This window comes from Paenibacillus sp. Soil724D2, from assembly GCF_001427935.1.
GTDB lineage: Bacteria > Bacillota > Bacilli > Paenibacillales > NBRC-103111 > Paenibacillus_E.
The window spans coordinates 43034-67503 of the sequence record NZ_LMRY01000056.1 but is presented as its reverse complement, the minus strand read 5'-3'; the positions used below and the strand labels follow the sequence as shown (position 1 = coordinate 67503).

General features: G+C 44.4%; 21 protein-coding genes and 1 pseudogene. 18 read left to right on the top strand and 4 right to left on the bottom strand.

Going from position 1 to position 24470, the window contains the following annotated elements; genetic code table 11:
• Positions 1-550 precede the first annotated feature (550 nt).
• Positions 551-781, bottom strand: a pseudogene (locus ASG85_RS30610) (Putrescine importer PuuP); the annotation flags it as partial.
• 464 nt (positions 782-1245) lie between these two features.
• Between ASG85_RS30610 and ASG85_RS30605 the strand changes: the two are divergent.
• The 5 genes from ASG85_RS30605 (at position 1246) to ASG85_RS30585 (ending at position 5546) form a co-directional block, all read left to right on the top strand.
• The gene (locus tag ASG85_RS30605) at positions 1246-1500 is read left to right on the top strand and encodes a biotin/lipoyl-containing protein (protein WP_057306506.1); all 255 of its coding nucleotides are present in this window, start codon (positions 1246-1248) and stop codon (positions 1498-1500) included.
• Between the two features lie 97 nt (positions 1501-1597).
• Entirely contained in the window at positions 1598-2272 is a 675-nt protein-coding gene (locus ASG85_RS30600) for a hypothetical protein (RefSeq protein WP_060648759.1), read from the top strand.
• Between the two features lie 153 nt (positions 2273-2425).
• Positions 2426-3508 (top strand): Gfo/Idh/MocA family protein, encoded by a 1083-nt coding sequence (locus ASG85_RS30595; protein WP_060648757.1) that lies wholly within the window; start codon positions 2426-2428, stop codon positions 3506-3508.
• Between the two features lie 32 nt (positions 3509-3540).
• Positions 3541-4626: a Gfo/Idh/MocA family protein gene (locus tag ASG85_RS30590; protein ID WP_057306503.1), complete on the top strand. Its 1086-nt coding sequence runs from the start codon at positions 3541-3543 to the stop codon at positions 4624-4626.
• A 137-nt stretch (positions 4627-4763) separates the two neighbouring features.
• Positions 4764-5546, top strand: coding sequence for an SDR family NAD(P)-dependent oxidoreductase (locus ASG85_RS30585; RefSeq protein WP_057306502.1), 783 nt, complete (start codon positions 4764-4766; stop codon positions 5544-5546).
• 482 nt (positions 5547-6028) lie between these two features.
• Here the strand turns inward: ASG85_RS30585 and ASG85_RS38335 are convergent, their stop codons facing one another.
• Positions 6029-6139, bottom strand: a complete 111-nt coding sequence (locus ASG85_RS38335) for a sporulation protein YjcZ (RefSeq protein WP_156390225.1) — start codon at positions 6137-6139, stop codon at positions 6029-6031.
• Between the two features lie 255 nt (positions 6140-6394).
• Here ASG85_RS38335 and ASG85_RS30580 point away from each other — a divergent pair, with 255 nt between their 5' ends.
• From ASG85_RS30580 to ASG85_RS30540, 9 genes are all read left to right on the top strand, one after another.
• Entirely contained in the window at positions 6395-7741 is a 1347-nt protein-coding gene (locus tag ASG85_RS30580) for an ABC transporter substrate-binding protein (RefSeq protein WP_057306501.1), read from the top strand.
• A gap of 153 nt (positions 7742-7894) precedes the next feature.
• Positions 7895-8926 carry a LacI family DNA-binding transcriptional regulator gene (locus ASG85_RS30575; RefSeq protein WP_057306500.1) on the top strand — a complete coding sequence of 344 codons (1032 nt, stop codon included), beginning with the start codon at positions 7895-7897 and terminating at the stop codon, positions 8924-8926.
• A gap of 7 nt (positions 8927-8933) precedes the next feature.
• Positions 8934-10049, top strand: a complete 1116-nt coding sequence (locus ASG85_RS30570; RefSeq protein ID WP_057306499.1) for a glycoside hydrolase family 88 protein — start codon at positions 8934-8936, stop codon at positions 10047-10049.
• Positions 10042-11193 (top strand): DUF2264 domain-containing protein, encoded by a 1152-nt coding sequence (locus ASG85_RS30565; protein ID WP_060648756.1) that lies wholly within the window; start codon positions 10042-10044, stop codon positions 11191-11193. The genes ASG85_RS30570 and ASG85_RS30565 overlap by 8 nt, the downstream gene beginning before the upstream one ends.
• A gap of 186 nt (positions 11194-11379) precedes the next feature.
• A complete protein-coding gene (locus tag ASG85_RS30560; RefSeq protein ID WP_060648754.1) occupies positions 11380-13035 on the top strand; it encodes a PucR family transcriptional regulator in 1656 nt (551 codons plus the stop codon).
• 122 nt (positions 13036-13157) lie between these two features.
• The gene (gene ald / locus ASG85_RS30555) at positions 13158-14273 is read left to right on the top strand and encodes an alanine dehydrogenase (RefSeq protein WP_060648753.1); all 1116 of its coding nucleotides are present in this window, start codon (positions 13158-13160) and stop codon (positions 14271-14273) included.
• 231 nt (positions 14274-14504) lie between these two features.
• On the top strand, positions 14505-14777 hold the full coding sequence (locus tag ASG85_RS30550) for a hypothetical protein (RefSeq protein ID WP_060648751.1): 273 nt from the start codon (positions 14505-14507) through the stop codon (positions 14775-14777).
• Positions 14774-16309, top strand: a complete 1536-nt coding sequence (locus ASG85_RS30545; protein WP_060648749.1) for an FAD-dependent oxidoreductase — start codon at positions 14774-14776, stop codon at positions 16307-16309. The genes ASG85_RS30550 and ASG85_RS30545 overlap by 4 nt, the downstream gene beginning before the upstream one ends.
• On the top strand, positions 16302-17144 hold the full coding sequence (locus ASG85_RS30540; protein WP_060648747.1) for a YitT family protein: 843 nt from the start codon (positions 16302-16304) through the stop codon (positions 17142-17144). The genes ASG85_RS30545 and ASG85_RS30540 overlap by 8 nt, the downstream gene beginning before the upstream one ends.
• Here ASG85_RS30540 and ASG85_RS30535 read toward each other — a convergent pair.
• The gene (locus ASG85_RS30535; protein WP_235550263.1) at positions 17128-18021 is read right to left on the bottom strand and encodes an AraC family transcriptional regulator; all 894 of its coding nucleotides are present in this window, start codon (positions 18019-18021) and stop codon (positions 17128-17130) included. The genes ASG85_RS30540 and ASG85_RS30535 overlap by 17 nt on opposite strands.
• 142 nt (positions 18022-18163) lie before the next feature.
• Here ASG85_RS30535 and ASG85_RS30530 point away from each other — a divergent pair, with 142 nt between their 5' ends.
• From ASG85_RS30530 to ASG85_RS30515, 4 genes are all read left to right on the top strand, one after another.
• Positions 18164-20134, top strand: a complete 1971-nt coding sequence (locus ASG85_RS30530; RefSeq protein WP_060648745.1) for a glycoside hydrolase family 127 protein — start codon at positions 18164-18166, stop codon at positions 20132-20134.
• Positions 20135-20213: 79 nt separating this feature from the next.
• Positions 20214-21653 (top strand): ABC transporter substrate-binding protein, encoded by a 1440-nt coding sequence (locus ASG85_RS30525; protein WP_057306492.1) that lies wholly within the window; start codon positions 20214-20216, stop codon positions 21651-21653.
• Between the two features lie 119 nt (positions 21654-21772).
• Positions 21773-22687: a carbohydrate ABC transporter permease gene (locus ASG85_RS30520; protein ID WP_063860437.1), complete on the top strand. Its 915-nt coding sequence runs from the start codon at positions 21773-21775 to the stop codon at positions 22685-22687.
• Positions 22687-23517, top strand: coding sequence for a carbohydrate ABC transporter permease (locus ASG85_RS30515; RefSeq protein ID WP_057306491.1), 831 nt, complete (start codon positions 22687-22689; stop codon positions 23515-23517). The genes ASG85_RS30520 and ASG85_RS30515 overlap by 1 nt, the downstream gene beginning before the upstream one ends.
• A gap of 84 nt (positions 23518-23601) precedes the next feature.
• Here ASG85_RS30515 and ASG85_RS30510 read toward each other — a convergent pair whose 3' ends face one another.
• On the bottom strand, positions 23602-24450 hold the full coding sequence (locus tag ASG85_RS30510; RefSeq protein WP_057306490.1) for a MetQ/NlpA family ABC transporter substrate-binding protein: 849 nt from the start codon (positions 24448-24450) through the stop codon (positions 23602-23604).
• Between the last annotated feature and the right edge of the window lie 20 nt (positions 24451-24470).

Here is a 24470-nt window from a genome sequence, read left to right as displayed (position 1 = left end):
TATAGAAACTGACGCGAGTTACGGACGTGAGAGGCCACAGCTAGCGCTACTGCTGCTCGCGAGGATGACTGGGATGGGAATGGGAGGGAAAGCGATAGCGTTCCGTATTCTCTTTATCCACCAAATGTATACATTAAACAAGGACCTGAGGCGAGCCTCAGATCCTTTGTTTAACATGTAATTTATATGTCCAATTCCACTAACACAGTGGGAAATGGAGGCTCTTTATTGCTGATTTGACATGTCATACATATCCATTTCTATTTTGCGTACAAACCTAGCTTTTGGCTAGGTCATTTAAAATATCTACTTTGAGCTATGGAATGAATAAGCAAGCTAGGTGTGCTAATTCCTTCTAACTAAGGAGGTATCTTGTGAGATAAGACAACAGATCGTGCTAATGTTCTACATAACGCTACATTCTGGGAGCAATAGGGAACAATAAGCAAACGAAGCTTGCTTAAGCATCCATAACAGGAGCTATTTGAACAAATAAGAAACATCAGTTGCCCTATTTTCCGTATCGATCCGTGTTAAAACGGGTCCCCTACGTATACGCTGATCCCGCACTTGGAAAAGCACGGACCATTTTACCATAACTGAAAGCTGTAAATAACAAGGCAATTAGAGCTATGACATAAGCAGTCGGAACATGTCCATTTGTCGCCTCAGCTGTAATTCCGAACGTATCAAATACAGACATAGGCGTCATGTACCCAATACCGAGCATCACAATCGGCCAAAGTCCAAGTGAACGTTTTAATGTTACCGTTTTTTCCATTAACCATTCCTCCTCATGAATTGAAGGTTGTTCTATCTTGAAACCGCTTTCGCATTAGTATAAGCAATAATGGTGCCCAATTTTTTATTTAAATGGCAATTTCGTTGTTATCTTGTCTTTTCATTCAGACTAGCAGCTTTTTTCTTCTATTTAATTATCCTATCAAAACATTATCTATATCTATACTGGGAAAGTCTGTATAAAAAATGGGTTCGCAATGGAATTAAGGTGAATAGGAGTATGCATTTCTTCATAACTAACCCAAATATGCATAAGTGGTGTTGGGTTGAATCATACGGAGGAAACACCTCAACAAGATCGAATCCGAAAAATGAAAATCAGTGAGTAAACGAATGATTTCAAGTGTTTCCCTGCTGGTGAGAATTATTAATCTAGAAGTTGGAATGTTTATTGCTAGATTATTTTCAGAATAAATCAATAAGAAAAAAAGGGGTTGAGATTGTATGTTTATCAAGTATGAAGTGATCAGCCCTTTCCGTGGAATGGTTGAGAGTGTGCTTAGCCAAGAATCCTCCTATGTGTATGAGGGGGAGTCCTTATTTGTAATAAGAACAGCGGAGAGGTTAGTTCATATTTCAGCGGAATACAACGGAGTTGTAACAGGACTTCATGTACAACCAGGTGATGAAATCATGCCGGGAATGATACTGGCCCATATGGGAGAGAGCATGCATACGATTTTAATGGGGAGTGATTAGTTGGGAAGAGATTCGATAGGATGTTGACTGTCACACATGGGCCAAGTTCTTTATCGCATATACTTTAGTTGAGAATGATGCGAAAAGAGGGATAACGATGAGTTTGACCCCAATTGATTTCCATTCTGTCGTCCGAAGCTGTATACCTCAGGAAGCCGAGGTTGTCGTATTGAAGAGGGAGGGGAGCCCTGCGGCTATTATTTATGCGGATGTAGATGGCGATGGTCACCCTGAAATCACAGCCTTGTATAGATATTTAGACAATCAGTACCTGTTTTCGTTGAAAAACTATTCCGGTAATTGGTTTCCAATCGCCTCTGCTGCAACGGGGAGAATGCAAGAACTCACGGATTTCGCAGCTGCCCCAGTGTCACGAAGAGAAGGCTGGGACCTGGTTATTGGCTGGCAAAATGAGCGCGAATCCTCCTCCGAGCTCGATATCGTGCAGTGGACAACAACTGGTTTCCAGCGTTTGATTCCTCCGGGAACTTTCTACAACCATCTGGAAATTGAAGATATGCCTGGCCGCGACGGAAGAGACGGCCTTTGCGAAATAGCGCTATGGGTGCATGAGCAGGATCAGGCTTACAATGTGGAAACCTATCGATGGGATCCTTACAGACTTGTCCCCATACAAGATGTGTATTCGTATTATTTTCAGAAGGTCACTCGCTACTATGAGGATTTAGCACGTGATCATCCGGGTGAGCAAGTCTACAGAAGTTATCTGGAGGAAGCACAAAGGAAAGCAGGAGGAAGCATTTCATCGTAGAAACATGATAAACCAGGTGGTTAACACCCGCCTGGTTATTTTGTGTCGTAATTTCTTAACCTGATTGTCCTAAAGTTAGACTAAAAATATCGTTATTCCTATGCTACATTTATGTCAGATGTCTTAATATCATATAGCGATGAGGTAATCTCAATGAACAAAACATTGAAGATCGGCATTATTGGAGGCGGCGGTATTGCTGGCGCTCATGTAAAAGCATATCGTGAGCTAGCTGACGTAGAGATTGTAGCGGTAGCTGATGCGGTACCAGGCAAAGCGGCACAATTCATTGATTTTTGGCAAATTCCTTCGGCACAAGCCTTTGATGATTATCGGCAGCTGCTGGAATTAGACCTTGATGGGGTAAGCATTTGCACACCCAATGTGGCTCACCATCGGACAACAGTAGATTCTTTACTGGCAGGGAAAAACGTTATGCTGGAAAAGCCGATGTCCGTCACACTAGAAGAAGCCGTCGAGATGGCGCAAACGGCTAAGAAAACGGGCTTCATGCTCAATGTTGGTTTCCAGCCGAGATATGATCCTAATATGAAGATTATTCAAGACGTGGTACAGTCCGGTCAACTTGGTAAGGTTTATTATGTAGAAACAGGCGGAGGACGCCGCAGAGGTATGCCTGGCGGTACATTTATTAGTAAGGAAATCGCCGGAGCCGGAGCAATGGCAGATATCGGTTGTTACTCACTTGATATGGCTCTGAATGCGATGGGTTATCCGAAACCGCTTACCGTATCCGCTTACAGCAGTAACTATTTTGGAACAAATCCGTTATATCATAACGAAGCTAGTCGATTCGATGTGGAAGATTTCGGTATTGCGATGATCCGTTTTGAAGACGATCTCGTGTTGAATTTCAAAATTTCATGGGCGATGCATATGGATACATTAGGACCAACCTTATTCCTTGGCACCGATGGTGGACTCAAAGTAACGCCAGCTGGAAAAGGCCCATGGAGCGGAGTGTTCGATGGAAATGTGGGTTCCATTGCCTATTTCCATGACGTTCGTGGTCATCACACAGAAAGCCAAATTCCGCTGATTGATCATAAGCTAAATTTGTTTAACGAGAAAGTCCGCGATTTCGTAGAGGCTGTCCGGGATGGCAAACCAGCCCCGATACCTGGCGAACAGATCGTTCGCAATCAAGCAATCATTGATGGCATCATTCGGTCATCGCTCATTAAACGCGAAGTCGCAATCGAACTTTCTAATTAACTCAAACTAAATATTACTCTGGAGGTATTCACATGTCACGTATTTTCCGTATTGGTATTATTGGTTGTGGAGGCATTGCAAACGGCAAGCATTTGCCAAGTTTGAAAAAGCTTTCGAATGTTGAATTGGTCGCATTCTGTGACATCGTGCAAGAGAAGGCTGAAACTGCCGCTGAGAAATATGGCTCCAAAACCGCTAAAGTATATGAGGATTACAAAGAGCTTTTGCAGGATGCTACTATTGATATCGTTCATGTGTTAACACCGAATGATTCACATGCTGAAATTGCCATTGCTGCGCTAGAAGCTGGCAAGCATGTGATGTGTGAGAAGCCAATGGCGAAGACAGCAGCAGATGCTAAGCGCATGGTTGAAACAGCGAAGCGTACAGGCAAGAAGCTAACGATCGGATACAACAACCGTTTCCGACCTGATAGTCAGCATTTGAAACGCGTTTGTGAGGAAGGGGAGCTTGGCGAGATTTATTTCGCGAAAGCGCACGCCATTCGTCGTCGCGCAGTTCCAACATGGGGCGTATTCCTGGATGAAGAGAAGCAAGGCGGAGGACCGCTTATTGATATCGGTACACATGCTTTGGATCTAACGCTTTGGATGATGAATAACTACAAGCCGAAAGTTGTGCTGGGAACGTCTTACCACGAATTATCCCAGAAAGAAAATGCCGCCAATGCTTGGGGGCCTTGGGATCCGAGTAAATTCACGGTAGAGGATTCTGCTTTCGGTATGATCGTCATGGAAAACGGAGCTACGATTATGCTGGAATCCAGCTGGGCACTGAATACGCTTGAGGTCGATGAAGCCAAATGCTCATTAAGCGGTACTGAAGGCGGAGCTGACATGAAAGGCGGGCTTCGCATCAACGGTGAGAAACATAGCCGCTTATTTACAACAGAGGTGGATCTGAAAGCAGGCGGTGTAGCTTTCTATGACGGCGCTAAGGAAAGCGATGCGGATCTGGAAATGCGTACATGGATTAAAGCTATTGAAAATGATGTTGATCCAGTAGTGACACCTGAGCAAGCTTATGTCGTTTCACAAATTCTAGAAGCGATTTATGAGTCTGCACGCACAGGGAAAGCTGTTTATTTGAATCAATAATACGTCAAGATTTATCTGGAGGAGCCAAGGCTCCTCTTTTTTTTAATTCATTGAAATTTGAAAAAAGAAGTGGAATAGGAGTATGCTAGAATTATTGAAATACCAACTAAGGATTGAAGGAAAGGAAGAGTGAAGCGATGCATTTGGGATTACAGGGTAAGGTAGCCTTAATTACTGGGGGAAGTAAAGGAATTGGATTGGCTACAGCGATTTCCTTATCGCGAGAGGGAGCCAAAGTAGCGATACTCGCGCGGAATGAGGAGCAGCTTCAAGAAGCTGCTGTCCAAATAGCCAATTTGACAGAGGGTGAGGTGCTTGCAATTCAAGCGGATGTGACCTCGGAGGCCGACTGTCAACGCGCCGTGGAACAAACCGTTCAGCGATTTGGAAGTTTACATATTCTAGTGAACAATGCAGGTACATCTGCAGCCCAGCCATTTGAACAGGTAGGCACGGAGTTATGGCGGCAAGATCTTGAGTTGAAATTATTTGGAGCCATTCATTGCTCTCGTTATGCAATCCCTTACATGCGTCAAGCAGGAGGGGGCTCTATCGTCAATATAACGACTTCAGCAGCCAAAACACCGCCTGCTTCTTCGCTGCCTACTTCAGTCAGCCGTGCCGCAGGTCTTGCATTAACGAATGCGATGAGCAAAGACCTGGCATCCGCCCAGATTCGTGTGAACACTGTCTGTATTGGGAAAATTCGCAGCAGTCAGATTGAGAGAGGCTGGAAGCGGGAGGCGCCAGAACAGACTTGGGAGGAGTATGCATCGGATCCAAAGCATGACATTCCGCTCGGCCGGATTGGGAATGCGGAAGAAGCGGCTAATGTAATCACCTTCTTATCCTCGGATGCAGCGTCCTATGTTACGGGCACATCCGTCAATATTGATGGCGGTAAGAGTGCAGCGCTTTAAGTTGAAAAGCTATACGAAGGTAGACCGTCCAAGCATGGGCGGTTTTTTGTTTGCTTTTTTCAGGTTAGAGCTACTAATTCCTTACAAACAGTAAAAAGGCTGCATCTCTAGAAGAAATTCTTCAGAGGAGCAGCCTTTTTCCACTCAACCCAGATAAACGTTAGCGTCCTGCTGGACGTCATAGGTGTTCATCCGGATGTATTTTTTTCGTAGGGATACGAGTCATGTTACGCTCTTCGCTTCTTTCGCAGATACCAGACCAACATGGAGATAGCGTCCCGGATCGAAGCGGTTTGGTGAAAATAGAGTGTCGTTGTCATAGGCAAGAAACCTCCCTAACCCTGAAAGAATGTCATGCATAAACAGTATTACGTAAGAAAAGTGCAATAGGTTTTATTTTTTTTTTTATGTAAATGATCACTGAAAAAAGATCCACAGCGAGTGCTGTGGATCTGAATTTTATTGTTACAGAATACGCCCTATTACCATACAAAAGTCATTGTAATAATAACCAATAGAACAAATAGAACCAATATTGCTGCTGCACTAGACCCGCCGTAGCCCGCTGTTGCTACTTCTGCTGGATATCCCATATTCAGTCACCCCTTTCATCGTAATTGAAGGCTCCTTCGTTCCCTTCTGCATTAATAGACTATTGTATTACAATGGCATTTGAAATGTATGGACGAATGTCAGGTATAGAAGTCTTTTTTTAGATTGGAATAAATGATCACTGTTTTTTGAACAAACACCACTATTTTCTGCATTAATCTTTCCTTCCGAAAGTTGGATAATAAACATGTAAGCGTTACCCAAATTCGATCGACTCATGTAGGGGAGGAATAGAGATGAAAAAAGTTTTCACCTTAGCTCTGTCGCTTTCTATGATGTTCACGGCAGTAGCTTGCTCCACAGGCACTAAAACGTTAACACCAGCAGCTAGCAGCGAACCGTCCAAAACAGCGACGACAGCACCGAGCACCGCACCAAGTAAAGATCCTGTTAAGCTTCGTGTTGCTTGGTGGGGAGGGCAAGCGCGTCATGATTACACATTGAAAGTTATCGAGCTTTATGAGAAACAGCACCCAAATGTAAAAATTGAAGCGGAATACGCACCATTTGACGACTATTGGAAAAAGCTTGCTCCTCAGGCTTCAGCAAACCAATTGCCTGATGTTATCCAGATGGATATCTCTTACCTTTCACAGTATGGTGGGAAAAATCAGTTAGCTGATCTTACACCTTATACGAAAAATGGCCTTCTCGATGTCTCTTCAATCAGCCCTAATGCGTTATCCGGCGGTGAAGTCGGAGGGAAACTTGTGGCTATGAACTTGGGGGTTAATGCGTTAAATACGACATTAGATGTGAATACGTTCAAAAGCCTAGGAATCACTATCCCAGGAAAAGATTGGACTTGGGAAGATTACGACGCAATTGCAGCCAAAGCCAAAGCAGCCGGCAAACAAATAGGTGGTTTCGGTGTCCGTCATGAAGTGTTTTTCCCGTATTATCTCAGAACGATCGATCAAAAAATGTACAATGCAGATGGAACGGCACTTGGTTTTTCTGATGACAAGCCACTAATTGACTACTTCAAGCGTTATCAAAAATGGTACGATGCCGGCTATATCCTTTCACTCGACAAAGAGTCACAGAAGAAAGGCGTAGCGGAAGAAGATGAAATCTTACTAGGTAATGCAATTACCGGTAATGGCTGGTCTAACCAATTTTTGGCAGTAGCCAATTTGATCAAAGATCGTCCGCTTGAATTATTCCCGCTTCCTGGCCGTAACGGTAATAAAGGTTTGTTTTTGAAGCCTAGCATGTATTTCTCAGTTACAAATAACTCCAAGCAAAAAGAAGAAGCAGCGAAGTTTATCAGCTTTTTCGTGAATGATATCGAAGCGAACAAATTGATTAAAGGTGACCGCGGTGTTCCAGTATCCTCCAAAGTGAAGGATGCGCTGAAGCCGCTCTTATCACCGAATGAAGTCAAAATCTTTGACTATGTGGCGTGGGCTGAACAAAACAGCAGTCAAATGGATCCACCAAATCCAGTAGGATCTATCGAAATTGAGAAGCTGTTAAAAGCGACGAGCGAGCAGATCCTGTATAAGAAAACAACGGTTGAAGAAGCGGCAGCCAAATTCCGCAAGGATGCGAATGCCATTTTGGAGAAAAACAAAAAATAAGGCGATAACTGAAAGATCGAACTACCTTCGAAGGAGGGTGTTCGGTCTTTTTTTTTGGAAAAAGCGCTGCATTTTCTCTTGACATGTTAAACGTTTCAATTTAAGCTAATAGAGGATGTTAAACGTTTAACATAAAACGGAGTTGAAACAAGTATGAACAAGCCCAAACAAGTCACAATTGTAGAAGTGGCAGCAGCAGCAGGAGTATCCATTGCCACAGTCTCCAATGTGCTGAATCGAGGTGGTATTCGTTCGTCCAAAGAGACGATTCGCAAGGTCGAATTGGCAGCTGAGCAATTAGGTTATCGGCGGAATACGATGGCAGCGGGGTTAAGTCGCAGTAAAACGTATGAGATCGGTCTCATCTTACCAGGGTTAACGAATTACTATGGACAGCTCGCCGAACATTTGCAGATTGAGGCACATAATGCGGGGTATCATTTATCTGTATTTTCATCAGGGGGATTCGATCCGGATATTGAGCGGAGAAATCTGGAAGTTTTGCTGCAGCGTAGGGTAGACGGATTGATATGTCATGGTTTAGCAATGGGCTTCGAATCTACAAGGTCAATCGTAAACAGCGGTACGCCGTTAGTTCTTATCAATGGTTGGAACTGGCCGGAGGATATTGCGTTAGGTGCAGTGAATTTAGGCTTTGCTGAGGCTTGCAAACAATCCACTAAATTGTTGGTGGAACGTGACTGTAGAGCGCTTTGCTACGTAGGCAGTAAAGGTTCAAAAGTCATCGACGAACAGCGCCGCATGGGTTTCAATGCCGGGATCCAGCAATATGCAAGCGATGTCATTCATGAGATCGTTGACACTACCAAGGATTTGGATATTGAAGCTTTTCTTACAAGCTTGCTGCAGCGCCATGTGGCACCCGTAGGCATCGTTGCTTTTGATGACCATGTAGCCTTACGAATCTTATCGGCAGCCAATAAGCTGCGAATTGAGATTCCAAACCAGCTACAGATTATTGGAATTAATAACGATTATATAGCTAAAAACAGTTATCCGGGTATATCTAGCTGGGACATTCCTTATAGCTATCAAGCTCAAACGGCCATTAACAAGCTGCTACATAAATTTGGAAATAAGGCTGAGTCTGGTGAGGAACGAGAGATTGAGGTCCCGCTTACATTCATAGAACGAGAATCAACCAAATTATTGAAAACGGAGTGAATCGATCATGTGGAAACAAGCCATTGAAGATGCTTTGCAAAAAACGAGATTGAATATTGAACGTTTTGGGGACTTATTTCCTCACGTAAGCGAGAATGATGTGTATCATTTGAATCCGAATACAGATTGGACAGACGGCTTTTGGTCGGGTATTTTGTGGTTAGGCTACGAATATAGCGGTGACAAAGCGTTCCAGCAAGCCGCTCAGAAGACAGTTGCAAACTTTAAGCAAAGACTTGAAAACAATGTAGCACTAGACCATCACGATATTGGGTTCTTATATTCTTTATCTTCTAAAGCGCAATGGATCATTGAGAAAGATGAAGCTGCGAAACAACTTACGCTGCAAGCTGCTGATGTGCTGATGAAGCGCTGGAGACCGAAGGGTCAATACATTCAAGCTTGGGGTCCTGAAGGTGATAAAGAAAATGGGGGCCGTATCATCATTGATTGTTTGATGAATTTACCCTTGCTGTACTGGGCTTACGAGCAAACAGGCGATGCCAAATACAAGGATGTTGCCATGATTCATGCGGATTTGAGCCGCCGCTATTTGGTTCGTGGCGATGATTCTTCCTATCATACGTTCTACTTTGATCAAGAGAATGGTGAACCTCTTCATGGCGGGACTGCGCAGGGTTATAGCGATGGTTCTACGTGGACACGAGGCCAAGCCTGGGGGATTTATGGATTCGCACTTTCTTACCACTACACCAAGAACCCGCTTTATCTAGAAACAGCCAAACGCTTGGCACGTTATTTCTTTGACCGCTTGCCTCAGGATGATGTTGTTTACTGGGATTTCAATGCGCCTGTGAACGTAGAAACGAAGCGGGACAGCTCAGCTTCAGCCATTGCTTCTGCAGGAGCTTTGGAAATATTAGAGCATTTACCGGCAGATGATGCAGATCGCGGTTATTTGGAAAATGCGATACAGCGCTCCATGGCTGGCTTAGTGAAAACTTACGCAAGCAAGCCGGATGCACAAGGCTTCATCGAGCGCGGTTCTTATAGCGTTCGCGGCGGAGCAGCACCTGATGATTTCGTGATTTGGGGCGATTACTACTATTTAGAGGCCTTGGTTAGATTGGAAAAAGGAATCAGAGGCTACTGGTATGAATAATCGCGCTGCAGCCGGCAATGACCGTGCATATTGGTTGGCTACGATGCTTCGTATAGCTGACCCTATGATTAAAGCATTGGCATCCAGAAAGCTGTGCGCAACAATGCCAGTAGAGAATAAGAAAGAAGAGCAGCTCCAGTACTCGCATCTAGAAGCATTAGCGCGGACACTGGTAGGCATGGCACCGTGGTTAGAAAATCCAGCTCAGGACGCTGAGGAAGAGAAGCTTCGCGTTCACTATGGCGAGCTGGTCCGAGCAGGTCTTGACGCGGCGACAGATCCGGAGTCTCCTGATTTTTTGAACTTTTCCCATGGCCAACAGCCGATTGTAGATACGGCATTTCTGGCTAATGCGATTCTAAGAGCCCCTAACACACTGTGGCATCGTTTGGACAGCCGCGTTAAGGGCAATCTGGTGAAAGCTATGAAGGCAACAAGAACGCGCAAACCGGCTTTCAACAACTGGCTCTTATTTGCAGCTATGACCGAAACGGCTTTAGGTGTAATGGGCGAAGATTGGGATAAAATGCGCGTTGACTTTGCCCTCAAACAGCATGAGCAGTGGTACCTTGGTGATGGGATGTACGGTGATGGGGTCCACTATCATGCCGATTATTACAACAGCTTCGTGATTCAACCCATGTTAGTTGATATCATTGAGCATGTACATGGGCATGATGTTGATTGGGCGGGTATGCGCGAGAATATTTTGATTAGAGCACAGCGCTATGCTGCCTTGCAAGAACGATCGATTTCACCGGAGGGAACGTTTCCTGTCACGGGTCGGTCGCTTGCCTACCGTTTTGGCGCATTTCAATCGCTAGCGCACATTGCACTACGGCGTGAATTGCCGGAAGGTGTTGCGCCAGCTCAAGTAAGATCCGCGCTAAGCGCGGTCATCCGCAGGCTGATTGAAGCCCCAGGCACTTTCGATGAGGCTGGCTGGCTGAAGATTGGACTTTGCGGACATCAGCCTGAGCTTGGCGAAACATATATCTCTACGGGCAGTCTATACTTATGTAATGCTGTTTTCCTCCCGCTAGGATTGCCAGCAGATGACGAATTTTGGCAGGGGGCAGAAACCCCTTGGACGTCTCAAAAGGTATGGTCAGGGCAAACCGTTGCCATTGATAAAGCGTTATAATAAATTGCTTAATAAAAAGCGTACTGTTTCTTAATGAAACAGGCGCTTTTTTCGTGTAAACTTAGAAGGGAAACTAGCTTGATCGGATGACATGCAGCAGTTGGTTTATAATTATCCACAAGCAGCCTAATAAGACAGTTGTGGATAACTTTCAGATATGAGTGGAAAGAAAGTGGAGTGACTCCTTTGAATCAAGATTATCAATTAACGTTACAGGAAGTGCTGGGACGACCCACTTTCGAGAAAGCTTATATTGCGGCAGGTAAACAAGGATTACAGCGTCTAGTCCGCTGGGTTCATATCATTGAAGTGATACAGTTTGAACAATTGCTGCAGGGTGGTGAAATGATCCTAACGACAGGGGCTGCCTTCAAGAGCGATACGGAATTGTTCATGACATATCTGGAGCAGTTGATCAATAAAAACGTGTCATGCCTCTGCATTGAAATGGGACACTACTTGAGTTCAGTTCCACAAGAATGGATACATGCGGCGGAATCCTATCAGTTCCCGCTTATTATTTTTCCGCAAGCTGTGCGGTTCATTGACATTACGCAGGATATTCATGCGCATATTATCAATCAACACCATAAAGCACTTCAGGATTTGGAGAAAATATCGCGTGAATTCCATCGAATGACCCTATCTTCACAAGGCGTCTCCCATGTACTGGGGCTGCTGCAAAGCAGTACCAAAGCCCAAGTTATTTATGTACCACTGAATGGACAGCCGAAGTTTATCCCGCATTTAGGAAGCCGGGAGTCTGGACAGTGGCTAGATTTTCTGGAAAGTCGACTCGTCGAAAGTCCGAACAACGGAAATATAGCGGCTCCTTCCGTGATGGAAGATGAGGGTCAAACCGTTATCGTACAACCCGTTGGGGCTATGGGTAAAACATGGGCGCATATCATCCTGGTGTTTAGTCGAAAGCCGCAGGAATATGAGTATTTAATTCTGGACTCCGCTTCATTGTCTATCGCACAGGATTTGCTTCGCAAACGCTATATCGAGGAGCGTAAATTGTATTCACAGACACTTTGGGTAGATGATCTGCTGCATCTGCGAATACGTGACGAAGAGCAAATAAAAGTATTGATTGGATCTGAATTTAAGCGGCTTAACGAGCTTCCTTATCATGTCATCTTGATCGAATTTGACTATGAACAAGCGGAGGGGGATAACACGGGAGAGGAGGGTGTGGAGTCTTCGGGTATTCATCTTTCACTTGCCGTAAGATCTGTTTTTGAGCAGCATTCCTTTCATCCATTGATTACGTTGAAAAATAATAGACTCGTCGTTGTAGCCTTCGATAAAGCAACGAAAAAACGATCGTCTAAAGATCGTCTTCAGCAGGTTTTCCAATCTATTCAATACCTGAAGGCCGAGGATGAGATCAGGTTAACCATTGGCGTTGGACAAAGTTATCGAAGCTTTATGCAAGCTCACCTAAGCTACCAGGAGGCGCTTCAAGCGATTTCGCTCTCTCCAACACTGCAAGGGAAGGTACAGTTTTATGATGAGCTTGGTGTATTTCAATTGTTATTTCATATCCCAGATAAACATATTTTACAATCCTTCGTACGTACGTATCTGGGACCGATCATCGATCATGATCAATTGAAAAGCAGCGAGCTGCTGCGAACACTCAAGGTGTACCTCGACACGGATGGTTCTAAGCAAATCGCTGCTCAGCAGCTTTTTATTGTCCGACAATCGCTCTATTACCGCTTGGAAAAAATAGAGGAGCTCCTTGGAGCCGACTACATGCTGCCGGAAAAACGTTTGGCGCTGCAGGTGGGGATACGAGCTTACCAGCTGTTGAATCCCGAAATAAAAATGTGAAAAGAATTTGTTAACTTTTTTTACAATTTGTCTAATGGAACGTCCATGGATCGGTCTTATACTTGGAGACGAGTAGAGATTGATCCATTTTTTATGGGATCGTCAAGAGAGGCTGATGCAAAATGATGATTGGGGTTCCTAAGGAAATAAAAAATAATGAGTTTCGTGTTGGCATGACGCCTAGCTCTGTGCTATCTTACAAAAAAGCAGGGCATGACATTATCGTCGAAACCTTAGCAGGTCAAAGCATTGGATTCTCGGATGAAGATTACACAGAGGCAGGCGCAACAATCGTTGCCACAGCAGCAGAAGTATGGTCGGCAGATATGGTCGTTAAAGTGAAAGAACCACTTCCTGAAGAGTACATTTATTTTCACGAGGGCTTGATTTTATACACGTATTTACATCTTGCACCTGAGGCTGAATTGACGCATGCCTTAGCTCACAATAAAGTGACAGCAATCGCCTATGAGACCATTCAATTGGACAATGGCAGCCTTCCGCTGCTGACGCCAATGAGTGAAGTGGCTGGACGCATGTCCGTTCAGATCGGCGCTCACTTTCTAGAGAAAGCGCATGGCGGCAAAGGGATTCTGCTAGGCGGTGTACCGGGAGTTGAGCCGGGTAAGGTAGCTGTCATCGGCGGGGGGATTGTTGGTGCGAATGCGGCGAAAATGGCCATCGGGCTTGGTGCCGATGTCAGCATCGTTGATTTGAACCCGGATCGCCTCCGTCAATTGGACGACCAGTTCCAAGGTCGCGTGAAGACAATTATGTCCAATCCCTACAATATCGCCGAGGTTGTTCGTCGCGCTGATTTGGTCATTGGGGCTGTCCTTATTCCAGGAGCTCGAGCACCGCGTCTCGTGACTGAAGACATGGTCAAAATGATGAGCCCTGGCAGCGTTATCGTTGACGTAGCGATTGACCAAGGCGGGTCCATCGAGACGATCGACCGCATTACCACGCATGATCAACCAACTTATGTGAAGCATGGGGTCATTCATTACGCGGTGGCTAACATGCCTGGAGCTGTCGCTCGTACGTCCACGCTGGCGTTGACGAATGTGACAACACCGTACGGCGTGCAAATAGCAAGCAAGGGCTATGCGCGTGCAGCTTTGGATAACAAAGCAATTGCAAAGGGCATCAACGTGGTTGCAGGTCATGTTACTTACCAAGCTGTTGCCGAGGCACATGGCTACACGTATACCGATATTTATTCACTTTTGCAATAAACGATATTTAGGGATGAGGCTTCCGCAACTTTGGCGGAAGTCTTATTTTATACAAGTTTTGGGATGACCTGGAGACTTACGATTGATTCATTATCCCTCCTCACAACTGGTATTCAAAACTCCAAAGTTCGATTATAGAGTCATTCAGCTTTCGTTAGGGCAAAGTGGCTAAGTGGTTACGAATGTTGTATTTCCTACAACAATTCACACGCCCAAAGGCTATTTCGCAACTTGAAGTTGCAGTTTGCTGTGGGGATCCCCAATATTGTTGTGTTTACCAGTGATGAAGGACAGTGGATTGTCTTTTTGTTGCATCGAAAAATGCTGAAAGAATTTATGGACGAGGCAGAGAGATTCATCAAATCATATGCTGGTGACGATGGGCGGAATGAAGTAAATGGAGAATGGAAGACGTATGATTACTTGCCGTTTGAAATAGGTGTAATTTTGGAGGGAGTTGGATATTTTATCTTTAAAAGGTACATTCAGGAGGGACATAAATGACAATTGAATCATCTTTTGAAACATTTCCACAATTTCCGGAATCCTACTGGTTAGCCTCGTCTGAACTTCCTTCATTTTCTAAACTTCACTCAGATTTGAAGGTCGATGTGACCGTCGTTGGGGCCGGAATTACAGGAATTACAACGGCCTATCTGCTTGTCAATCAAGGACTTAAAGTCGTCCTTGTAAATACTGGACAAATCATGAACGGAACGACAGGGCACACGACAGCGAAAATAACTGCGCAGCATGATCTTATTTATCAAGAATATCTCGCGCATTTTGGTCGAGAGAAGACGAAGCTTTACTATGATGCTAATCTAGAGGCCCTTCAATTTATTAAACAGACGGTTAAGACCAATCAAATTCAATGCCAATTATCAGACGAAGATGCCTACATCTATACCACTTCAGACGATTATGTAGAGAAAATAGCTTCCGAATATAAGGTTTACCAGGAATTGGGGATTACTAGCAGATATGTGGACCAAGCTCCGCTTCCGTTTGCGACTAAAGCGGCTATTATTATGGAGAATCAAGCTCAGTTTAATCCAATCCCTTTTTTAACCTATTTAGTGGAGCAATTCATTCGTAAGGGCGGTCAAATTTATGAGCACACTACGGTCAATGGGGTTGAAAAGGGAAAGCCTGCGGTTGTAACAACGAATGATGGTCATCGAATTACAACAGATTACGTCGTATCCTCCTCCCATTTTCCATTTAATGATCGAAATGGTTTCTATTTTAGCAAGCTGCATGCAGAACGTTCCTATGCAATAGTAGGAAAAATAAGCAAAGACATCCCAAATGGGATGTTTATAAGTGCTGAAAGCCCAAAACGTTCCCTTCGGTCCGTTCAAATCAACGGAGAGTCGATGCTTCTTGTCGGCGGAGAAGGCCATAAAACGGGACAAGCCCTTTGTACATTCCAATATTATGATGCGTTGAAATCGTTTGGTGAAGAGACTTTCGGATTGAAGGAAATTGCCTATCGATGGTCTGCGCAGGATTTGTACACGCTCGATAATATGCCCTATATTGGTCAGGAGCTTAAGGATGAACCTAATATTTTTGTTGCAACTGGTTTTCGCAAATGGGGAATGACTTCGAGTGTTGTGGCAGCTATGTTAAATTCGAAGCTGATTTTGGGAGAACCAAGTCCCTATCAGGAGCTTTTCTCCCCATCAAGATTCAAAGCAGATCCGAGCTTAAAGACATTTATCATGCAAAATGCCAATGTGGCTAAACATCTAATCGCCGGTAAATTTGAAATGGTACATAAAGAAGTGGATGATTTACAAAAAGATGAAGGGGCAGTTGTCAAGGTTAACGGAAAAAGAGCAGGTGCTTACCGAGATCCTGAGGGAGCCCTGCACTTGGTGGATACAACCTGCACCCATATGGGCTGTGAAGTAGACTGGAACGAAGCCGAAAGAACGTGGGACTGCCCTTGCCACGGGTCCCGGTATTCTTATGAGGGTGAAGTGATCGAAGGACCGGCCAAAATGTCGCTGGGGAAGGTTCATGTTTAATAGAATCAAATGGATCAATATAGCTGCCATAATTGTAGGTTCTGCCATTATTGCTTTTGGTATCAATTATTTCAATCTTGCCAATGGGCTGGCAGAAGGGGGAATAACCGGCCTTGCTCTTTTGCTCAAATACGTGCTCGGTTGGAATCCGGCATGGACGAATCTGCTCATTAATATTCCGCTTATTCTTTTTGGCTGGAAGATGCTCGGACGCATTAGTTTCATTTACACAGTTGTAGGAATGTTATCGGTTTCGCTGTTTTTGTGGTTGTTCGAGAGCTTTTCGTTGCCAATGCCTGACCCTCTGTTAGCATCGTTATACGCGGGAGGGGTTGTTGGACTAGGTTTTGGCATTGTGTTCCGTTTCGAAGGGATGACAGAGGGGACAGATATCATTGCACGTCTGATGCAGAAGCATTATGGGATAGGGATCGCGAAGACTATACTAGCAATAGATTTCGTCATCCTGCTGTTATCTTTGATTTATTTGGATCTCACGCGTGCGATGTATACGCTAGTTGCGATTATCGTTGGTGCTAGAGTTATTGATTTTGTGCTAGAGGGTGCCTCCGGCGCGCGCGCGGCTTTTATTATAACGCTCAAACCGGATCAGATAGCCAATATGATTATGACGGAATTAAATAGAGGGATTACTTTTCTTGAAGGAAGAGGCGGCTATACAGGTAAACACAGAGAAGTGATTTATTGTATCGTAAGCCGCAAAGAAGTCATCAAGCTGAAAACACTGGTACATCGCGTGGATCCTTCCGCTTTTGTTACTTTCAGTGATGTGAGGGAAGTGGTCGGGAATGGATTCGCTACGCATGACCAATAAACTTTCGACGGAAGTTCATGGGAGAAATGCCTTCCTTGTTGGAGAAACAGAATGAGAAGTACGAGCCATGCTGAAAGCCAACCTCTTCAGCGATTCGGGTCATCGACCATCTGGTTTGGATGAGAAGCTTTTTTGCTTGTTCAATTCGGTATTGAAACAAGTAATCCATCGGCGTAACCCCATACACTTTAAGCATACATTTGGCCAAATAGTTAGGGTGGTAATTAAGTTCCTGTTGTAGTAGTGAATTCGTCACTCTTTGCGTATAGTTTTGCCGGATGAATAGCTCCACTTTTTCCGCGAGATGGAATGCCGTCACATCGGAGGTTGCCGCGAGGTCGCGATCGACTAATTGCATGAATTGTTGGAACACGCTTTGCCGTTTCCAATTGCGCAGCGACCTCGGCTCCTCATCCAATTGGAAAAATTGCTCCAAAATATCTAGTGCCTTTTGGGACAACTTCATAAACTTAGGGATAAATACAGAACACACTTCACTGTGATTCAAGTAGGCCATTTGCTTATGATTAGCAATTAGCGAGGCTTGGTTATCCAAGCAATCGCTCATACTGCTGCACTCATCCCACGCGCCAAATGTTTGAAAATGAATCCAAATAATCTCCGTCTCACTCGCACATGGAATGGTCCCATAATGACTCGCATCCGGTCTTAATATGAGGGCTTCGCCTTTCTGAATCGCCCACTCCGATGTTCCTTCACCTACGTGCAAGGTTCCTTTTGTCACGACCATCAGGTCAAATGCACCGATCTGACTTCTGCTAACATGCTGTTCTCCTTCCCGATATTGAAAACGCCCACAATCAATAAAATAAGGGATGGGAGGGGAGATAAAGTGTAAAATCGGTGAGTTCATCATCGTTTTTTACTCCAATCAAAAGGTTGATATTTTTAAAAATGTGGTTGGAAAATGCTATATAAATACCATGGTACACCATGTAGTATATTTATTAAAGCGCTTACGAAAAAGATCATATTTATAAAATAAAGGGGACCCCTACATGGCGAATTTATCAATCTCCAGACCATTCCCATTGAAGAATGTACGCATCACGGATGATTTTTGGTCTGCTTATATTCGATTGGTTCGGAATGTTGTCGTTCCTTATCAGTGGGAAGCGTTAAACGATCGAATTGAAGGAGCAGAACCCAGCCATGCGATGAAAAATTTTAAAATTTCCGCTGGATTGGAGCAAGGTGAGTTTTACGGAATGGTATTTCAAGACAGTGATGTAGCGAAATGGTTAGAAGCAGTAAGTTATTTGCTGGAAACTGGTCACGATCCGGAATTGGAGAAATTGGCTGACGAGGTTATCACGATTATAGCAAAAGCACAGCATAAGGATGGGTATCTGAATACTTATTTTACTCTGAAGGAACCGAATGGCAGATGGACGAATTTGGCCGAATGTCATGAATTATATTGCGCGGGTCATTTGATTGAAGCTGCCGTTGCTTATTATAAGGCGACAGGCAAGAGGGTAATCCTGGATGTAGCTTGTCGATTGGCGGATTGCATTAATGAAGTGTTCGGACCCGGTGAGGGACAAATTCATGGTTATGATGGTCATCAAGAAATCGAGCTAGCGCTTGTAAAACTATATCAAACCACGAACAATGACAGCTATCTTCAATTAAGTCTGTATTTTCTGGATGAGCGAGGGAAGGAACCCAGCTTCTTTGAACAGGAGCTTCATCGCCGGAATGGTCAGGTTCATTTTCCCAATTTGGATATGGTCCATGACCGAACCTATAATCAAGCCCATTTACCAGTAAGGCAGCAGCAAACAGCTGAAGGGCACGCCGTTCGCGTCGTGTACATGTGTTCCGGAATGGCGGATGTCGCCGCAGAGACCGGAGATCAGGAGCTGCTTGAAGCGTGTCGAAGGCTGTGGACGAATATTGTAAGCAAAAGGATGTACATCACAGGAGCCATTGGTTCCATGGCACATGGGGAATCCTTCACGCTGGACTACGATTTACCTAATGATACAGCCTATGCCGAAACCTGCGCGTCCATTGGATTAATCTTTTTCGCACAGCGAATGCTGCAAATGGACGCCAAAAGTGAGTATGCAGATATCATGGAGCAGGCGCTTTATAATACCGTCATCAGTGGAATGTCTCAGGATGGTAAACGCTTCTTTTATGTGAATCCACTTGAAGTATGGCCGGATGCGATACTCAAAAACCATCATATGAGCCATGTAAAGCCTGTTAGACAAGGATGGTTCGGGTGTGCTTGCTGTCCTCCTAACATCGCTCGCCTGCTTGCTTCTTTAGGACAATATATTTATACATCGCAAGGGAACACTGTTTACACCAACTTATACATTGGCAGTCAGATTACGCTGGATATCGAGGGAAAACAAGTAAGCATTGATCAACATTCCGAGTTCCCATGGGACGGGAATGTGCGATTCATTATCCAAGTGACTGAAAAAACAACGTTCACGTTAGCTCTGCGAATTCCAAAATGGTGCACAGAGCCTAAGCTAACTGTACAAGGAATCCCTGTCCAACTTGATGAACAGGTCCGAGATGGATATGTCTATATCACCAGAGAATGGCAATCCAATGATAGCGTGGAGTTGATCTTACCCATGCAAGTTAGCCGAATGAAAGGCCATCCACATGTTCGTGAAACGATAGGTAAGGTCGCCATACAATGTGGTCCGCTGGTTTATTGTTTAGAGGAAATAGATAATGGAGCAGGCTTGCACCAGATTGTGCTGGAACCCCAAGATGAGCATCGGAAGGATTTCGACCATGAGTTGTTGGGCGGGATACAGACGATCTCGGTTCCGGCAAAACGGCTAAGGTCCGAAGATTGGGAACAAAAGTGGGGTGAACATTTGTATATCGCCAACGCTTCTCATGAATGGGAGACGATAAACGCAACCTTCATTCCCTATTATGCATGGGCGAATCGCGGGCAGGGTGAAATGTCGGTTTGGGTCAAAGAAAAGTAAAAATGGCTTTAACCTGCAAAGGTTTATGGTATATATAGGTAAAAGCGAAAATGATAAATGATCATTTGGAGGGGTTAATATGAAGTCTTTGAGAAAAGGATTAAAAGTGAGCACGGTTACAACGTTAGCGTTAAGTGTAATGGTCGGCTGTAGTTCAACGAGTACCCCAACTTCCACCAGTACCAATTCACAGGCAGCAAACACTCCGGCTAGTTCGACAGCTGCGGCAGCAACGAAAGCGCCGGACGGTGGGGAGAAAGTGACCATTCGATTCACGGATTGGGCGAACAATGAAGAAGCGAAGTCTACACGAGTTAGCTTGGACGCCTTCGAGAAAGCACATCCTAACATTAAAGTGGATTATCAGAACGTAGCACTCGCAGAATTCGGTGCAAAGCTTAGCGCCATGGCCGCCTCCAAAACACTTCCGGATATCAGTACGATGCTGGAAGCACAAGCGCTCAAATATGCTGAATCAGACATCCTGATGGATTTATCTTCGTACTACAAAGATGGCTCGGTCACACCGAAGCTAGAAAGCAACAAGTTCGTCACCCCTGACGGTAAATTGCTAGGATACAGTGTTGCTAACGAAATTATCCTTCTTCATTATAACAAAGCTATGTTCGACGAGGCGAAGCTTCCTTATCCGCCGGCCGAAACGGAAAAAGCTTGGACTTGGGATCAAATGCTGGACGTCGCAAAAAAACTAACGAAAGATAAGGGCGGTAAACATCCTGGTGAAGCAGGATTTGATGCCAAAAACATTGTGCAATACGGAATCAACGTGTCGCATGGTCAAGACTTCTTCTGGACACCTTTTGCGATTTCCAATGGCGGTGGGGAAGTGAGCCAGGATGGTAAGCAGCTTTTGCTCGATAAACCAGAAACAATAGAAGCGATTCAGAAAATTGCGGATCTCTCTAATGTTGAGCACGTGTCACCGACGGCTGCCCAATCTTCCGGCCTGCCAGGCGATGTTGGTCAATTGCTTCTTTCCAAAAAAGTGGCGATGGTTACTTCCGGACAATGGGAATTAGTCAATATTAATCCGCAGCTAAAAAATGGGTTGAAAAACGGAATTGGCGTGCTCCCCATCTTCAAAAAGCCTGCAACAACCAATACAGGAACGCCAATGGTCGTATATAAGAGCACGAAACATCCAAATGAAACGATTGAGCTGTATAAATGGCTCATGGATACAGAGAAAAACATAGCTAACATTGACAGTGGGGTTTGGATGCCGACGGAGATGAGCTGGTACACAGATCCTGAGAAAATCAAAAGATGGACGCAATCTCCCGTTCACCCGCCAGAGTATAAAACGGCTGTTATTGATTACGCTTTAAAAGCAACCTATCCTACACCTTGGTTTTTCCTCCCTACTTACAGCCGGATTGGCGATGTATTAAATCCAGGATTGGATCAGGTTTGGTTAGGAACGAAATCAGCTAAGGACGCCATCACAGAAATGATGCCGAAAATTAAGCCAATCTTTGAAAGTGGTAAGGCCAATTAAAGATCACCCGCATAGGAGTTAACAGATAGGTAAACAGCACGCAGGAATAAGGTGAATTCAAAGTACTTGTTCCTGACGTGCTACGATGTAAGTTTGCAACACATAGGAGGTACAGGTTCATGTCCACAGGTCAGCAGTCCAGTTACAGAAGCCTCAAACGGCAGCAGGTGATTGTCGGATACTTGTGCATACTGCCAGCTATTCTGGGATTATTCATCTTTACGCTCGGTCCTTTGCTCTATAGCTTATATTTAAGCTTTACGGATTGGACCATTCTGAAACCGAAACAATGGGTTGGGTTCGATAACTACCGCCAAATTTTCACACAGGACCTCTTTTTCTTCGACTCTCTCAAAGCTACAGCCTACTATTCCGTTGGATCCGTTGCAGCCTCGATCCTGTTTTGCTTTATCGTTGCTTTATTTCTTAATCAGAAGATAAGAGGCCGAGCCGCTTTTCGTGCGATATTCTACTTACCATCGATTATTCCGGTACTAGCGAGCAGTATCATTTGGTTATGGCTCTATAATCCCGATTTCGGCATCATTAATCATCTCTTAAGCTTTATTGGTATTGATAAGCTTATGTGGGTGAACAGTCCGGACACGTCTGTACTTTCGATGATTATCATTGCGGTATGGGGATCCGGCAACGTTATTGTGATCTTTCTTGCAGGCCTGCAAGATGTGCCTGCGCATTTACTCGAAGCTGTGGAAATCGATGGTGGAGGCTGGTGGCATAAATTACGTTCCGTAACCATTCCACTCATGTCGCCCATCATTTTCTATAACGTCATTCTCGGATTTGTGAATTCGATTACGGCTTTTACACAAGCTTATGCCATGACGCAAGGTGGTCCGGGTAACTCCACTTTATTTTACGCCTTTTACATTTATCGAGAAGCATTCCAACGTCAAAATATGGGCTACGCCTGTGCACTCGCTTGGGTACTATTCATCATTGTTGCATTCTTCACGTACTTGTTATTCCGTTCTTCAGCTGGGTGGGTACATTATGAAGGAGGAAATAAATAATGACCTATCGTTTCAGAGGGAAAATCGTTACGTATACTGTACTTTTCCTGCTTTCTCTCATCGTGTTTTTCCCCATGTATTGGATTGTTCGTTCGTCGTTACTCAACCTGCAAGAAATTTTGGAGTTTCCGCCGATCTGGTTTCCAAATGCGTTCCGCATTGATAATTACACCGAGGTCATGGAACGTGTTGATTTCGGCAAGTATTTTGTAAATACGTTCATAGTCATCATACCGGTGTTAGTTGGTGTGGGTCTGACAGCAAGCTTAACGGCTTTTGGATTTGCACGACTTGAATTTCCGCTCAAAAACCTCTGGTTCTCTCTCATCATCATGACGATTTTACTTCCTAGCATTGTCACTTTAGTCCCCACCTACATTGGTTGGTCCAAATTGCAATTAACGAATACCTATTGGCCGTTAATCATTCCTGCTTTTTTCGGCGGCGGCGCTTTTAATATCTTCTTACTGCGACAATTTCTAATGACGATTCCCAAAGAGCTTGATGAATCAGCCGTTATCGATGGTGCCGGATACTTTACCATTTACCGTAAAATTATTCTTCCTCTCATTAAGCCTGCGATTGTCGTAGTTCTCTTATTCACATTCGTTGGCGTATGGAATGATTTTCTGGGTCAGCTTGTATATCTGAATGATGCCAATAAATATACGGTGTCACTGGGATTATCTACACTTCGCGGAGCCAATAATACACCGATGAATCTGCTTATGGCGGGAACAGCGATCATGGTCATACCAGCCGTAATTGTCTTCTTGTTTGGACAGCGGTATTTCATTGAGGGAATAGCAACAACAGGCATTAAAGGATAATCTAAGCATAGCCAAATAAAAAAGCTGTTCCTTAGGTCAGTTAAGACCTAAAGGAACAGCTTTTTGTTTGGATCGAAAGGTTGCTTAGAACGCAGGCACGATTGCACCTTTATATTTATCTTCAATGAACTTTTTCGTGTCAGCGGAGTTCAGTTCCTTAGCAAGCTTTTGCATCGCTTCGGAATCCTTGTTGTCCGGACGGGAAACGACGATGTTCACGTAAGGTGAATTTTTGTCCTCGATGAACAAAGCGTCTTTCGTAGGATTTAGATTCGCTTGAAGTGCGTAGTTCGTATTGATCAGAGCCAAATCAAACTCACCGATCGTACGTGGCAGCATAGCAGGGTCTAATTCTTTGATTTGAAGTTTCTTTTTGTTTTCGATGATATCTTGAACTGTACCTTTGATGCCAACGCCGTCTTTCAATTTAATCAAACCGTTTTTCTCCATCAGCGCAAGCGCACGGCCGGCATTTGAAGGATCGTTAGGAATAGCGACGGAAGCGCCATCTTTCAATTCTGCAGCGGCTTTCACCTTTTGGGAATAAGCGCCGAATGGTTCAATGTGCACACCAACTACTTTTACGAGGTTTTGCTTTTTATCTAAGTTATATTGATCCAGGTAAGGCTGATGTTGGAAAAAGTTAGCGTCCAATTGTTTTTCAAATACCTGCACGTTCGGTTGAACATAATCGTTGAATTCAATAACTTCAAGTTTCACGCCTTGTGCTTTCATTTTGTCTTTAAGGCTATTCAAAATTTCAGCATGAGGGACTGAAGATGCACCGACTTTAAGCGTAACTTCTTTTGCGGCAGCTGGAGTAGCAGAAGCAGCAGGTGCCGAGCTTGCAGGTGTTTCAGCGGCTTTCTGTCCGCATGCTGCAAGAGCAAGCACAACGAAAATAGTCATTAAAGATAGAGTAAGTTTCTTCATGATGAGATTTCCTCCAATAT

What these genes read in the sequence shown, in the direction of transcription:
- ASG85_RS30540 (WP_060648747.1), top strand. Translation starts at nt 16,302, where the DNA reads ATGTTTAATAGAATCAAATGGATCAATATAGCTGCCATAATTGTAGGT.
- ASG85_RS30510 (WP_057306490.1), bottom strand. Translation starts at nt 24,450, where the DNA reads ATGAAGAAACTTACTCTATCTTTAATGACTATTTTCGTTGTGCTTGCT.
- ASG85_RS30595 (WP_060648757.1), top strand. Translation starts at nt 2,426, where the DNA reads ATGAACAAAACATTGAAGATCGGCATTATTGGAGGCGGCGGTATTGCT.
- ASG85_RS30600 (WP_060648759.1), top strand. Translation starts at nt 1,598, where the DNA reads ATGAGTTTGACCCCAATTGATTTCCATTCTGTCGTCCGAAGCTGTATA.
- ASG85_RS30515 (WP_057306491.1), top strand. Translation starts at nt 22,687, where the DNA reads ATGACCTATCGTTTCAGAGGGAAAATCGTTACGTATACTGTACTTTTC.
- ASG85_RS30565 (WP_060648756.1), top strand. Translation starts at nt 10,042, where the DNA reads ATGAATAATCGCGCTGCAGCCGGCAATGACCGTGCATATTGGTTGGCT.
- ASG85_RS30590 (WP_057306503.1), top strand. Translation starts at nt 3,541, where the DNA reads ATGTCACGTATTTTCCGTATTGGTATTATTGGTTGTGGAGGCATTGCA.
- ASG85_RS30575 (WP_057306500.1), top strand. Translation starts at nt 7,895, where the DNA reads ATGAACAAGCCCAAACAAGTCACAATTGTAGAAGTGGCAGCAGCAGCA.
- ASG85_RS30530 (WP_060648745.1), top strand. Translation starts at nt 18,164, where the DNA reads ATGGCGAATTTATCAATCTCCAGACCATTCCCATTGAAGAATGTACGC.
- ald (WP_060648753.1), top strand. Translation starts at nt 13,158, where the DNA reads ATGATGATTGGGGTTCCTAAGGAAATAAAAAATAATGAGTTTCGTGTT.
- ASG85_RS30580 (WP_057306501.1), top strand. Translation starts at nt 6,395, where the DNA reads ATGAAAAAAGTTTTCACCTTAGCTCTGTCGCTTTCTATGATGTTCACG.
- ASG85_RS30605 (WP_057306506.1), top strand. Translation starts at nt 1,246, where the DNA reads ATGTTTATCAAGTATGAAGTGATCAGCCCTTTCCGTGGAATGGTTGAG.
- ASG85_RS30545 (WP_060648749.1), top strand. Translation starts at nt 14,774, where the DNA reads ATGACAATTGAATCATCTTTTGAAACATTTCCACAATTTCCGGAATCC.
- ASG85_RS30525 (WP_057306492.1), top strand. Translation starts at nt 20,214, where the DNA reads ATGAAGTCTTTGAGAAAAGGATTAAAAGTGAGCACGGTTACAACGTTA.
- ASG85_RS30520 (WP_063860437.1), top strand. Translation starts at nt 21,773, where the DNA reads ATGTCCACAGGTCAGCAGTCCAGTTACAGAAGCCTCAAACGGCAGCAG.
- ASG85_RS30570 (WP_057306499.1), top strand. Translation starts at nt 8,934, where the DNA reads ATGTGGAAACAAGCCATTGAAGATGCTTTGCAAAAAACGAGATTGAAT.
- ASG85_RS30585 (WP_057306502.1), top strand. Translation starts at nt 4,764, where the DNA reads ATGCATTTGGGATTACAGGGTAAGGTAGCCTTAATTACTGGGGGAAGT.
- ASG85_RS30535 (WP_235550263.1), bottom strand. Translation starts at nt 18,021, where the DNA reads ATGATGAACTCACCGATTTTACACTTTATCTCCCCTCCCATCCCTTAT.
- ASG85_RS38335 (WP_156390225.1), bottom strand. Translation starts at nt 6,139, where the DNA reads ATGGGATATCCAGCAGAAGTAGCAACAGCGGGCTACGGCGGGTCTAGT.